Origin of the sequence: Streptomyces iakyrus (assembly GCF_000717055.1) — a bacterium.
Classification (GTDB): Bacteria; Actinomycetota; Actinomycetes; order Streptomycetales; family Streptomycetaceae; genus Streptomyces; species Streptomyces iakyrus.
This window is the reverse complement of sequence record NZ_JNXI01000015.1, coordinates 201,309-213,466: the sequence shown is the minus strand read 5'-3', so window position 1 is coordinate 213,466 and position 12,158 is coordinate 201,309. Positions and strand designations below refer to the sequence as shown.

Below are 12,158 nucleotides of genomic sequence, written 5' to 3'. Positions count from 1 at the left end.
GGCGGCCGTCGGTCAGAACAGCGCGCTGTACGCGTTCAGCGCCGGCTGCCCGCCCAGGTGGGCGTAGAGCACCGTGGAGTCCCGGCCGATCTCGCCCCGCGACACCAGATCGATCATCCCGGCCATGGACTTGCCCTCGTAGACGGGGTCGGTCACCATCCCCTCGGTCCGGGCCGCGAGCCGCATCGCCGCCAGGGTGGCCTCGTCGGGGATGCCGTACGTGCCCGCGTGGTACCGCTCGTCCAGTTCGACGTCGGACTCGGTCAGCTCGCGCTTCACACCGATCAGGCTCCCGGTGCGGTCGGCGATACGGGCGATCTGGCCGCGGGTCGCGGCCGGTTTCGCCGAGGCGTCGATGCCGAGCACGCGCCGGGGCCGCCCGCCCGCCTCCTCCAGCGCGGCGAACCCGGCGACCATGCCAGCCTGGGTCGACCCGGTCACCGAGCACACCACGACGGTGTCGAAGAAGACGCCCAGCTCCCGCTCCTGCTCGGCGACCTCGTACGCCCACCCCGCGAAGCCGAGGCCACCGAGCGGATGGTCGGACGCACCGGCCGGGATCGCGTACGGCTTCCCGCCGCCCTGCTCGACCTCCCGGAGCACCTGCTCCCAGCTCTCCTTGAAGCCGATGCCGAACCCGGCCCTCACCAGCCGCACGTCGGCCCCGGCCAGCCGGCTGATCAGGATGTTGCCGACCTTGTCGTACACCGCGTCGGGCCAGTCCACCCAACTCTCCTGGACGAGCACGCACTTGAGTCCGGCACGGGCGGCGACGGCCGCGACCTGGCGGGTGTGGTTGGACTGCACGCCCCCGATCGACACGAGCGTGTCGCAGCCCTGGGCGAGCGCGTCGGCGACCAGGTACTCCAGCTTGCGGGTCTTGTTGCCGCCGTACGCGACACCGGAGTTGCAGTCCTCACGCTTGGCCCAGAGGGACGCACCACCGAGATGCGCGGTGAGCCGCTCCAAGGGGTGGACGGGCGAGGGCCCGAAGAGCAGGGGGTAACGCTCATACGAGGCCAGGGACATGGGTCCTCCCGGGTCGTTCTCTATCGATCTCGGCCGGGTCGGCCGGGCTCAGTCGGCGAGTTCCTCCAGCCCCCGCCAGGTCTCCGCCGTGACGCGGACCGCCCCGTCCACGTCGCCGGCCGCGCAGACATCGGTCAACCGCTCGTGCAACCCGGCCGATCGGCAGCTGCCGAGCATGACCCTCCGTCTGGTAATCAGTAGCGGCGACAGTGGAGCAGGGGGCCTGCTACCGTCGGTTTCAACGCTTACTTCGGCTGGAAATTCACGTCGTTGCATCAGGACACGTGGCGTACCCCACTCTAGTGGTGATCGCGGCCGCGCTCTGCCGCCGAAACAGGCTCATCAAGGCAGGAAAAAGCTCCTTTCAAAGCCAGCAGGAAAGGGCACTCTGTCATTGGCCCGAGGCCACAGCAGCTGATTCGGGCACCGCCCCCGTCACGATGCCATTTACCACGAACAAGCCCGAGGGATTCACCGATACACCGTATACGCGTTGGACCCAGGGTACCGAAATACTCTTCACACGATCCAATGCCACGGATTCATCATAGCCATGCATCTCACTCCGCGCCGGAGCGACATGCCCGACGATATTCACCAACCGCTTCAGCTTGGATGACTTATACCCAATGCGCAGGTCGAGGAGCCCAGCGAGGCGAACCAAAGCTGTAGCTCGTGAAATCTCCACGATATGAATCGGTCGCCGACTGACGACATCATATCCATTGACTGAATGCACCTTCTTCTTCCGCCTCTGGTCCAGCCGAACCCTATTGGCGACCCCAAGGCGGAGGAGAATGTCGGACACTTGCGTCGCCAACCAAGGTGATACCGTGGCAAATTCGACAGAACCATGTACTACGCCACGCGGGTTGACCCGTTCACGAACACAGCCATCGGTGTCAATAAGCCCTGAGAGGCACCCGATCCAGAAGTCGCGACTCAACCAAAATTCTGGCAGCCGCTTCTCTTCACACCGTTGACCCCAGACGCCGAAATGCCGGAGACGATCGGTGATGGGATTGCGGCGTCCAGCCCGGAAAGGGAACCGCAGACGAACGATGCTTCCTTGCGGAATCTCTCGTAGACCGCATCCGTTTTCTGCGGCGAACTTGCGCATGAACTGTACGGCACCATCCAGCGGGTCGCCATGAAATTCCGGAGTGCAAGACGTCATGCCACCGTCCCCGAGCATGGCACCAACAAGATATCCATCGCGGAATTGACCCTCTATTCCGAAGCGACCAGCCGTCAATGAAAACGGAATCCGATCACCCGGAGTCAGGGCACTGGTTCGCTTCCATTCCCAAGCCTGGCGCCCCGTCCGTCGCTGTGAATCCACGGCTGGTCAAGCGCGGCTTCGATGATGCGACCGGAAACGAACCTGACGCTTCTCACCTCTCTCAGGGAGCCCCCCTCCCAGGCATCCGGGGTCCTTGGCACGAGCTCTCCGACCGAATGGTCGCGTGGTCCCTGGTTCGCCCCGTACCGAACCGGCCTGGCATCCCATTTCTTACTGAAGGAAAGCACAGGGAGGCGTTGCTCAACCACCTCTTCAATCGCACGCACGGAGCCATCGGGAAGCCACACCCGTGACCCCTTGGCGATTCCTCCCTGTGATTCCACGTTCGCAGCCCCCCTCGGACAACAAAGGTTCGAGATAGGAACAATATTGCGAGGAAGGGATGAGTTCAGTGTCTTCGAGTCAAGGCCACTCGTTCGAGGGACTCGGAGTGTCAGCGCCGCTGACGCTTCCAGGGACCGGTGATGGCGAGCAGGATGCCCGGGTCCTGGATGTTGGCGTAGAGGGTCTTGCCGTCGGGCGAGAAGGTGACCCCGGCGAACTCGCTGTACTCCGGCTCCTCTTCGGTGCCGACATTCAGGTCGTTCCGGGCGATCGGGTAGGTGCGGCCGCTCTCGGTGGCGCCGAAGAGGTGCGAGACGCCCTCGCCGTCCTCGGCCAGCACGATGCCGCCGTACGGGGAGACGGTGATGTTGTCGGGGCCGTCGAACGCGCCGTCCTTCGACGGGTCGGGGTTCACGCCGAGCAGCACCTTGAGCGTCAGCGTGCGACGCCGGGGGTCGTAGAACCAGACCTGGCCGTCGTGCTGGACCGGGCTCTCCTCACGGGCGTAGGAGGAGACGATGTAGGCGCCGCCGTCGCCCCACCACATGCCTTCCAGCTTGCGGGCGCGGGTGACCTGGCCGTCGGCGAACTGCTTGCGCACGGGGGTGGTGCGGGCGTCGCGGTCGGGGACGTCCACCCAGTCGACGCCGTAGACGGTGCCGGTCTTCGTGGCGCGGGACAGGTCGTCGACGAACGTGCCGCCGGAGTCGAAGCACCTGGGGGCCTGGAGGACACCGGCGTCGTCGGCGAGCTTGCGGAACTTGCCGGGGCCGTACTCGAAGCCCTTGGGCGGGGTCCAGCGGAAGAAGAGGCCGTTGGGTCCTGAGGCGTCCTCGGTGAGGTAGGCGTGGCCGCGCCGGGGGTCGATGACGACGGCCTCGTGGTCGTAGCGGCCGAAGAACTTCAGCGGCTTGGGGGCGCGGTTGGCGCGCCGGTCGCAGGGGTCGACCTCGAAGACGTAGCCGTGGTCCTTGGTCATGCCGTTGACGCCGGCCTTGTCGGAGTTCTCCTCGCAGGTCAGCCAGGTGCCCCAGGGCGTGTTGCCGCCGGCGCAGTTGGTGGAGGTGCCGGCGATGCCCACCCACTCCGCGACCCGTCCGTCGGGGCGTACCTCGACGACCGTGCAGCCGCCGGCCGCGGCCGGGTCGTAGACGAGGCCCTCGGTGAGCGGTACGGGGTACTTCCAGTTGGCGCGCGGGCCCTTCAGCTCGTGGTTGTTGACGAGGAGGGTGGTGCCGCGGGGGCCGTCGAAGGTGGCGGTGCCGTCGTGGTTGGACGGCGTGAACTCGCCGGACTCCAGCTTCGTCCTGCCGCTGTAGGTGATGATCCGGTAGGTGAATCCGGCGGGCAGGGCGAGGATGCCCTTGGGGTCGGGGACCAGCGGGCCGTAGCCGACTCCGTGCCGGGCGTCCGCCGCCTCGTCGCCCGCGCTGTCGGTGTCGTAGGACGCGAGGGCGTTCGGCGCGGTGGCGAGGGCGCCGACGCTGCCCGCCAGGGCGACCCCGGCACCGGTGATCGCGGAGGTTCTGGCGAAGTCCCTGCGGGTGAGCGACATGGTGTCTCCTGTGACGGTGAGGATGCCGTGGGAGGTGGCGGACCTCGTTCGGCGAAACCGTCCCGCTCATCCGTGAACGCCGGTTGAACAACACCCCGGGGGCGCGGGGAACTGCGCGAAAAGCCACGACGGCGCCGCACCCGCACCCCGGCTCAGCCCCCCTGCTGCGACCGAGCCTTGAACGCCGCCTTCCGCGCTTCCTTCGCCACCTTCTTGTCGGGATGCAACCGCCCCATGGCCTCCAGCACATCGGCCGTGGCCGGGTGATCGACTCGCCACACGGCGTCGAAGAAGCCGCCGTGCTGCCGCGCGAGCCCCTCCACCAGCGCCCGCAGCTCCTCGGAGTTCCCCTCCGCGGCGAGCTGCGCGGCCACCGTGTCGATGGTCAGCCAGTACACCATCGTCTCGGACGGCGCGGGCACGTCCACGACCCCGTGCTCGGACAGCCAGACGCGGGCGAGTCCGCCCAGCTCGGCGTCGTCGAGCACCTCCCGCAGGGCGGGTTCGGCCGAGGCGCCGACGAGCGACAGCGCCTGCTGGCACCGCAGCCGCCGCAGCGGCGCCCCGGCATCCGAGCCCCGGGCCGCCGCGAGCAACTCCCGGGCCGCCGCGAGCGATTCGCGCCGCTGGAGCCACTGCTCGGTCTCCGCCTGCGCCGCGCCCGGCGGGAACTGAGCCGTGCCGTCGAGCAGCGCGTCGGCCCCCTTGTCCGCGAGGTCGCCGACGGCCGGCGCCGCGTAGCCCGCCTCCAGCAGCCGTGCGCGCATGCCGTACAGGCCGAGCGGGGTGAGCCGGACCATGCCGTAGCGGGAGACGTCGGTGTCGTCGACGGGTGCGGCGGGCTCCTCGTCGGCGTCGGCCATGAGCGCCTCGTCGACGGGCTGGTACGCGACGAACCCCACCGGCTCCAGCATCCGGAACTGGTCGTCCAGCCGCATCATCGCGTCGGAGACCTGCTCCAGGACGTCGTTGGTGGGCTCGCCCATGTCGCTGGGCACGATCACCGAGGCCGCCAGCGCCGGCAGCGGCACCGGGGCGCCGGGCGTGTCCTCGCCGACGGTCAGCAGATAGAGGTTGCCGAGCACGCCGTCGAGGAACTCGGCCTCGCCCGCGGGGTCCCAGTCGAGAGCGGAGAGGTCGACCTCGCCCTCCTCGTCCACGAGCCCGTCCAGGTCGGGCACGCTCGCGTCGGCGAGGACCGTCTCCACGGCGGAGAGCCACACGGCGAGCACGTCCTGCGGCGAGCCGGCGGTGAGCAGGGCCAGGTCCTCCCCGGCCGTCACGGTGCCCTCGTCCTCGTCGACGACCTCGACGAGCCCGGCGTCCACGGCGACCCGCCACGCCTCGCTCGCGTCGGCGGCGGCGTCGTCCCCGCTCAGCCCGAGTGCCTCCGCGGCCGCGGGCAGCTGTTCGTCGACGAGCCCTCCTCCGGCGTCGGCGCGGGTGTCCGGCCCGGCCCAGCGGGCGAGCCGGGCGGCCCGGGACAGCAACGGTGTGGACAGCGCGTCGCGCGCCAGCTCCGCTTCGGTGTGCAGCCGCACCGGCGGCAGGGGGGAGCTGTCTGACATCGGCTGTTTCTCCTAGCGCGCCTCAGGTGACTCAACCGCTCAGCCTAGACGGATTTCCACCCATGCCGCCCACTTCATCTCCCCGTCGGCTGCCGTACATGGCCGAAACCTTGACAAGTGACATGAACAGGCTGGAGATTGACGCGCGTAGAAGTCGGCGGACACTTGTTCACCGGGCCGGCCCCACCAGGTCCACCCGTCCGCCGTGCGCTACGCGCGTCACCGCATCCGCCCCACAGGTAGCGGCAGTCAGCCATTCCACCCTTTCCGCCCTCGTCCCGGCGCTCTGTCACGTCCCCGGAGGGAACCCCGTTGCCGAGCAAGTCGTCCGCGCGTCTCGCCGCGCTCACCGTCGCCGCCGCGTGCTCCGCGGCCTCCACGATCGTCCTCACCAGCCCCGCGCACGCGGAGTCGGTGCGCATCCACGACATCCAGGGCAGCACCCGGATATCCCCGTACGCGGGCCAGCAGGTCACGGACGTGGCCGGAATCGTCACCGGCATCCGGACCTACGGCTCGTCCCGCGGCTTCTGGATCCAGGACCCGGATGCGGACGCCGACCCGGCGACCAGCGAGGGCGTCTTCGTCTTCACCAGCTCCGCGCCGAAGGGGGTCGCCGTCGGTGACGCCGTCACGGTCAGCGGCACCGTCACGGAGTACGTCCCCGGCGGAGCGACCTCCGGCAACCAGTCGGTGACGGAGATCACCAAGCCGACGACCACGGTCGTCTCCAGCGGCAACGCGCTCCCCGCCGCCACGGCGATCACCTCCCGCTCGGTCCCCGCCGCCTACGCACCCGCCGGCGACACCACCGCGGGCGGCTCGGTCAACGCGCTCCCCCTCAAGCCCTCGAAGTACGCCCTGGACCACTACGAGGCGCTGGAGGGCATGTCCGTCCGCGTCACCGACACCCGTGTCGTCGGCGCCACCGACCCGTACACCGAGCTGTGGGTGACGGTGAAGCCGCACGAGAACCGCAGCCGACACGGCGGCACGGTCTACGGCTCCTACGACGACCAGAACACGGGACGCCTCCAGATCCAGTCCCTCGGCTCGACGGCGGACTTCCCGAAGGCGAACGTGGGCGACACCCTCACGGGCAGCACCGCGGGCCCGCTGGACTACAACCAGTTCGGCGGCTACACCCTGGTCGCGAGCGAACTGGGCACGCTGAAGAGCGCGGGCCTGGAGCGGGAGACGACCCGCAAGCAGCGCTCCTCCGAACTCGCGGTCGCCACCTACAACGTGGAGAACCTCGACCCGGCCGACGGCACGTTCGACGCCCACGCCGCCGCGATCGTGAACAACCTGAAGTCGCCCGACATCGTGTCCCTGGAGGAGATCCAGGACAACAACGGCGCGAAGAACGACGGCACGGTCGCCGCCGACCAGACGCTGACCAAGCTGATCGACGCGATCGTCGCGGCCGGCGGCCCGAAGTACGACTGGCGCGCGATCGACCCGGCCGACGGCAGCGACGGCGGCGAGCCGGGCGGCAACATCCGCCAGGCGTTCCTGTTCAACCCGGAGCGGGTCTCCTTCGCGGACCGCGCGGGCGGCGACGCCACGACGGCCACCGGCGTGACGAAGATCCGCGGCAAGGCGCATCTGACGCTCAGCCCGGGCCGTATCGCCCCTGCCGACGAGGCCTGGAAGAACAGCCGCAAGCCGCTGGCCGGCGAGTTCGTCTTCCGCGGCCGCTCGGTCTTCGTGATCGCCAACCACTTCAACTCCAAGGGCGGCGACCAGGGTCTGACGGCCCAGTACCAGCCGCCGTCGCGCAGCTCCGAGACGCAGCGCCACCAGCAGGCCACCCTGGTGAACGCCTTCGTCAAGGACATCCTCGACACCCAGAAGAACGCTGACGTCATCACGCTGGGCGACATCAACGACTTCGAGTTCTCGAAGACCGCGCAGCTCCTCGAAGGCCGCGGCGAACTCTGGTCGGCGATCAAGTCGCTGCCCAGGAGCGAGCGTTACTCCTACGTCTACCAGGGCAACAGCCAGGTACTCGACCAGATCCTGATCAGCCCGTCGATCCGCCGCGACTGCGACTTCGAGTACGACAGCGTGCACGTCAACGCGGAGTTCCACGACCAGATCAGCGACCACGACCCGCAGATCCTGCGGTTCCGCCCGTAAGCGGCCCGGGGCCGGCCGGACATCCCGTCCGGCCGGTCCCACCGCTCCGGGCTCAGGCGGGCAGCAGCCCCAGAACGTGCGTGTACCGGCTGCCGGTGAACCCCGCCACCCCGGGATACGTCCGCACCCGCTCCCACCCGTCGGTCGACGGCGCAGCCAGCGCCCGGTCGTAGGCCTCGGCGCTCTCCCACTCGGCGTAGTTCAGCACGTGCCCGCCGTCCGCACTCAGGTGGAAATGCGCGGACAGCAGCCCGGCGTGCCCCTCCGGGTCGTCCTCGACGGCCTTCAGCACCAGGTCGGCCCACTCCTCCCGGCGCCCCTCGCCTCCCGCCTCGAAATCGATCCGCACGGTGACGACGTGCCCGGGCACCCGCGTCTCCCCCGCGGCCCGCTCCCGGCTGCGGTACCGCCGGTAGCGCGTGAGTCCCACCCGCTCGATCCCCGGTACGGCGGTGTCGATCTCGTCGACGCGCTCCTGCCGGTGGACTTTCACGAACGCCTCGAAGGCCTGCCCGCTGCTCCACTGCGAGTAGTGCATCAGCGTGGATCCGTCCTGCCCGGCGTACACGTGATACCCGAGCAGATCGGCGGTCGGCCAGGGCCGCCGCTCCCAGGTCCGCCCGATCGCCTCCGCGGCCTGCCGCTGCCGTTCGGGGGTTCCCAGGCGCCAAGTACTGAAGATGGGGGCACCGTTGCGAGAGTCGGTGGGGTCGGGGTGCTGTTCGGTCCGACGGGTCATGGAACGCTCCTGGGTGTGCGCCGACTGCCTGCACACCCCACTGTTCAACCTCGACCAAACTTGAGGTCAAGGGGGGATTCGACAGCCCGCGCCCCTGGGCGTTCGCATGTCCTGCCGCTCAGTGATGCCCGTGCACGTGCCTCCACCGCAGCACTCCGACGGCCACCACACCCGCGGCCGCCCCGGCCATCAGCACCGGCCGCGGATGGCGCATCCCGGCCTGCACGACCGTCCGCACCGGTCCGGGCCCCGCGTGCGCCGCCCGGTCCTGGACCGCGTGCCCCGCCTGCGCCGCACTGCTGCGCAACTGCACCGTCACCGCTCCGGCCTTGTCCCGGATGTCGGCGGCCCGGGCCAGCGCACGGCCCTTCACATCGGCCTTACCGGCCAACTCCTCCACCGTGTTCCCGAGTTCGCTCCGCGTCTGCTCGATCTGCCGCCGCAGCTCATCGGGCCCCTTGGCCCCACCCGTCGGCTTCGTCATCGATGCGCCCTTCCCTTGATCTCCTCCACGTCCGCCTTGACGCTGCCGATGGCCTCCTCCGGCGTGGGGGGCGTGGCCCGTCGCAGCTGCCCGCGCCCGACGGCCGCCAGCACGGCCGCGATCACGAAAAGGACCCCCGTCACGATCAGCGCGGCGGCCCACACCGGCAGCACCAGCGAGAGCGCGGCGGCACCCGTACCGGCCAGCGCGAGGAACCCGGCGTACGCGACGGCACCCGCCGCCCCGAGCAGCCCGCCGCCCCGCCCCGCCCGCCGCCCCTTCTCGGTCAGCTCTTCCTTCGCGAGCGCGACTTCCTGCCGCACGAGCCGGGAGGCCTGCTCGGCGGCCTGATTGACGAGCTCGCCCACGGAGTGGTGCTCGTCGCGCACGACCCGATGGTCCATGGTTCCGGTCACGGTGTTCCGCCTCCTCTCGAAGAAGTAGGAACCCCCGAGTACCCGCCCGACCCCGCCATACCTCGTAGTATCGCTTAACATCATCAGGTAGCAGATTTAAGTGGAGCTACACGGTCGGCAGGCCGACACTACCTTCATGACGACACCCTTCGGCCGCACCCTCTGCGCGATGATCACCCCCTTCACCGCCTCCGGGACCCTCGACCTCGACGGCGCCCAGCTCCTCGCCGCCCGCCTCGTCGGCAACGGCTGCGACGGCCTCGTCCTGTCCGGCACGACGGGCGAGTCCCCCACCACCACGGACGCCGAGAAGTCGGCCCTCATCGCAGCCGTCCGTGAGGCCGTGGGCGGCCGGGCGCGGATCGTCGCGGGCATCGGCACCCCCGACACCCGCCACACCACCGAACTGGCCCGGGAGGCGGAAAAGGCGGGCGCGGACGGCCTGTTGGTGGTGTCGCCGTACTACAGCCGGCCCCCGCAGGACGCGATCGAGGCCCACTTCCGTGAGGTCGCGGACGCCACCGGACTCCCCCTCATGGTCTACGACGTCCCGGCCCGCACCGGCACCCGCATCGCCCCGGAGACGATCCTGCGCCTCGCCGACCACCCCGGCATCGTCGCGGTCAAGGACTGCTCGAACGACTTCCTGGCCGCCCAGAAGGTACTGGCCCGCACGGACCTGGCGTACTACGCGGGCTGCGACGAGCACAACCTCGCGCTGTACGCCGTGGGCGGCTCCGGCTACGTCAGCACGGTCGCCAACGTGGCCCCGGACCGGCTGCGAGCCGTCCTGGACGCGTTCGACGCGGGCGACACCGCCCGGGCGGCCCGCCTCCAGCAGCGGGCCACCCCGCTCATCGAGGCGGTCATGTCGGCGGGCCTGCCGGGCACCGTCACGGTCAAGGCGCTCCTGAACGCCCTGGCCCTCCCCGCAGGACCGGTCCGCGCCCCGCTCCGGGCCGCCGGCCAGGCCACGGCCGACGCCCTGCTGTCGCTCCACGCGGAACTCTCCGAGGCCTGATCACCGCACCGCGAACACCGGCTCCCAACGCTCCTTGGTGTCGTCCTTGGGCGCTGCCACCGGCCGGCAACAGAGACGGGACGGTCCGCACCGCAGTCGCCTGCGGTGCGGACCGTCCCGTCTGCTCTGCCGGTTCAGTTCCAGGCGTACCCGTCACCGAACAGCAGCGTGTGCTCCAGCACGTCCTCCGCGGGGTCGTCGATCTGACCGACGTTGACGTTGATCAGACCGACCCGGTGGCCGTTGTGGGAGTCCGTGTTGGTCTCGTCGGCGTGCGCGGCGCCCGCCGACAGCCAGCACACCGCCAGCGTCGCGGCCACCCCGGCCAGCCTGCGGACGGCGGTCCGCCCCCACTCGTTCCTCATGCCCCGGTCCTCGTTTCGTCGGTTCGGCGTCTGATCGGACACTGCGTCCACCCGTTCATCTGCCAAAACCACCGCGAGGTCACGCCGGGTCATCCGTACGGGCAGTACGGATGCCGTGGGACCGTCAGTTGTGGCTGTGGAGGATCTCGTTCAGCCCGCCCCACACCGCGTTGTTCGGCCGGGCCTCGACCGTGCCGCTGACCGAGTTGCGGCGGAAGAGGATGTTGGAGGCGCCGGACAGCTCGCGGGCCTTGATGATCTGCCCGTCGGGCATGGTGACACGGGTTCCGGCGGTGACGTAGAGGCCGGCCTCGACGACGCACTCGTCGCCCAGGGCGATGCCGACGCCCGCCTCGGCGCCGATCAGGCAGCGCTCGCCGATGGAGATGATGACGTTGCCGCCGCCGGAGAGGGTGCCCATCGTGGAGGCGCCGCCGCCGATGTCAGAGCCGTCGCCGATCACGACACCGGCGGAGATGCGGCCCTCGACCATCGAGGTGCCGAGCGTGCCGGCGTTGAAGTTGACGAAGCCCTCGTGCATGACGGTGGTGCCCTCGGCGAGGTGGGCGCCGAGGCGGACCCGGTCGGCGTCGGCGATCCGGACGCCCTTGGGGGCCACGTAGTCCGTCATGCGCGGGAACTTGTCCACGGAGGTCACCTGGAGGTGCAGGCCCTCGGCGCGGGCGTTGAGCCGCACCTTCTCCAGGTCGTCGACGGCGACCGGGCCGAGCGAGGTCCAGGCGACGTTGGCGAGGAAGCCGAAGATGCCGTCCAGGCTCTGGCCGTGCGGCTTGACCAGGCGGTGGGAGAGCAGGTGCAGGCGCAGGTAGGCGTCGTGCGCGTCGATCGGCTTCTCGTCGAGCGAGGCGATGACCGTGCGGACCGCGACCACCTCGACGCCCCGGCGGGCGTCCGGGCCGATCGCCGCGGTCGCGCCACCGCCGAGCAGCTCCGCGGCACGCTCGGCGGACAGCCGCTCGGTGCCGGACGGGCCGGGCTGGTCGGCCAGCTCGGGCGCGGGGAACCAGGTGTCGAGAACGGTGCCGTCGGCGGCGATCGTGGCGAGGCCGGCGGCCACGGCGCCGGTGGTGCGAGGAGCAGTCGTGTCGGTCATGAGGGCAACCTAACCGGCGGACGCCGATGGATGCGAACCCATGCGGGGCCGTCTCACGGGACGGGCGGTATCGACTCCGTCAAGACGCCCCCCAACAG

Annotated in this window: 11 protein-coding genes and 1 pseudogene; 2 read left to right on the top strand and 10 right to left on the bottom strand. The window is 70.0% G+C overall.

From position 1 onward, the window contains the following. Positions 1–12 precede the first annotated feature (12 nt). From OO68_RS24010 to OO68_RS24000, 5 genes and pseudogenes are all read right to left on the bottom strand, one after another. A complete protein-coding gene (locus OO68_RS24010; protein ID WP_033310818.1) occupies positions 13–1,029 on the bottom strand; it encodes a 1-aminocyclopropane-1-carboxylate deaminase in 1,017 nt (338 codons plus the stop codon). A 48-nt stretch (positions 1,030–1,077) separates the two neighbouring features. Beyond that, positions 1,078–1,281: pseudogene (locus OO68_RS48750) on the bottom strand (GntR family transcriptional regulator); the annotation flags it as partial. 139 nt (positions 1,282–1,420) lie between these two features. After that, positions 1,421–2,149 (bottom strand): LAGLIDADG family homing endonuclease, encoded by a 729-nt coding sequence (locus OO68_RS44315; RefSeq protein ID WP_157852748.1) that lies wholly within the window; start codon positions 2,147–2,149, stop codon positions 1,421–1,423. A gap of 616 nt (positions 2,150–2,765) precedes the next feature. Beyond that, on the bottom strand, positions 2,766–4,211 hold the full coding sequence (locus OO68_RS24005) for an alkaline phosphatase PhoX (protein WP_033310817.1): 1,446 nt from the start codon (positions 4,209–4,211) through the stop codon (positions 2,766–2,768). A 152-nt stretch (positions 4,212–4,363) separates the two neighbouring features. Then, positions 4,364–5,779, bottom strand: coding sequence for a hypothetical protein (locus OO68_RS24000; RefSeq protein WP_033310816.1), 1,416 nt, complete (start codon positions 5,777–5,779; stop codon positions 4,364–4,366). A gap of 312 nt (positions 5,780–6,091) precedes the next feature. Here OO68_RS24000 and OO68_RS23995 point away from each other — a divergent pair, with 312 nt between their 5' ends. Further along, positions 6,092–7,921 carry a DUF8508 domain-containing protein gene (locus tag OO68_RS23995; protein ID WP_033310815.1) on the top strand — a complete coding sequence of 610 codons (1,830 nt, stop codon included), beginning with the start codon at positions 6,092–6,094 and terminating at the stop codon, positions 7,919–7,921. Positions 7,922–7,973: 52 nt separating this feature from the next. On the opposite strand, the gene OO68_RS23990 is transcribed toward OO68_RS23995, so the two are convergent. From OO68_RS23990 to OO68_RS23980, 3 genes are all read right to left on the bottom strand, one after another. Then, positions 7,974–8,660 (bottom strand): antibiotic biosynthesis monooxygenase, encoded by a 687-nt coding sequence (locus tag OO68_RS23990; protein WP_033310814.1) that lies wholly within the window; start codon positions 8,658–8,660, stop codon positions 7,974–7,976. Positions 8,661–8,778: 118 nt separating this feature from the next. Beyond that, entirely contained in the window at positions 8,779–9,144 is a 366-nt protein-coding gene (locus OO68_RS23985) for a DUF3618 domain-containing protein (protein ID WP_033310813.1), read from the bottom strand. Further along, a complete protein-coding gene (locus OO68_RS23980) occupies positions 9,141–9,560 on the bottom strand; it encodes a phage holin family protein (RefSeq protein WP_033310812.1) in 420 nt (139 codons plus the stop codon). Before OO68_RS23980 ends, OO68_RS23985 begins: the two co-directional genes overlap by 4 nt. 136 nt (positions 9,561–9,696) lie before the next feature. Here OO68_RS23980 and dapA point away from each other — a divergent pair, with 136 nt between their 5' ends. After that, positions 9,697–10,581: a 4-hydroxy-tetrahydrodipicolinate synthase gene (gene dapA / locus OO68_RS23975; RefSeq protein ID WP_051814785.1), complete on the top strand. Its 885-nt coding sequence runs from the start codon at positions 9,697–9,699 to the stop codon at positions 10,579–10,581. Between the two features lie 134 nt (positions 10,582–10,715). Here dapA and OO68_RS23970 read toward each other — a convergent pair whose 3' ends face one another. Next, entirely contained in the window at positions 10,716–10,946 is a 231-nt protein-coding gene (locus OO68_RS23970; protein ID WP_033310807.1) for a hypothetical protein, read from the bottom strand. Positions 10,947–11,070: 124 nt separating this feature from the next. Continuing rightward, positions 11,071–12,060 carry a 2,3,4,5-tetrahydropyridine-2,6-dicarboxylate N-succinyltransferase gene (dapD, locus tag OO68_RS23965; RefSeq protein ID WP_033310804.1) on the bottom strand — a complete coding sequence of 330 codons (990 nt, stop codon included), beginning with the start codon at positions 12,058–12,060 and terminating at the stop codon, positions 11,071–11,073. Positions 12,061–12,158: the final 98 nt, after the last annotated feature.

What these genes read in the sequence shown, in the direction of transcription:
- OO68_RS24010 (WP_033310818.1), bottom strand. Translation starts at nt 1,029, where the DNA reads ATGTCCCTGGCCTCGTATGAGCGTTACCCCCTGCTCTTCGGGCCCTCG.
- OO68_RS23970 (WP_033310807.1), bottom strand. Translation starts at nt 10,946, where the DNA reads ATGAGGAACGAGTGGGGGCGGACCGCCGTCCGCAGGCTGGCCGGGGTG.
- OO68_RS24000 (WP_033310816.1), bottom strand. Translation starts at nt 5,779, where the DNA reads ATGTCAGACAGCTCCCCCCTGCCGCCGGTGCGGCTGCACACCGAAGCG.
- dapA (WP_051814785.1), top strand. Translation starts at nt 9,697, where the DNA reads ATGACGACACCCTTCGGCCGCACCCTCTGCGCGATGATCACCCCCTTC.
- OO68_RS23990 (WP_033310814.1), bottom strand. Translation starts at nt 8,660, where the DNA reads ATGACCCGTCGGACCGAACAGCACCCCGACCCCACCGACTCTCGCAAC.
- OO68_RS44315 (WP_157852748.1), bottom strand. Translation starts at nt 2,149, where the DNA reads ATGCGCAAGTTCGCCGCAGAAAACGGATGCGGTCTACGAGAGATTCCG.
- OO68_RS24005 (WP_033310817.1), bottom strand. Translation starts at nt 4,211, where the DNA reads ATGTCGCTCACCCGCAGGGACTTCGCCAGAACCTCCGCGATCACCGGT.
- dapD (WP_033310804.1), bottom strand. Translation starts at nt 12,060, where the DNA reads ATGACCGACACGACTGCTCCTCGCACCACCGGCGCCGTGGCCGCCGGC.
- OO68_RS23985 (WP_033310813.1), bottom strand. Translation starts at nt 9,144, where the DNA reads ATGACGAAGCCGACGGGTGGGGCCAAGGGGCCCGATGAGCTGCGGCGG.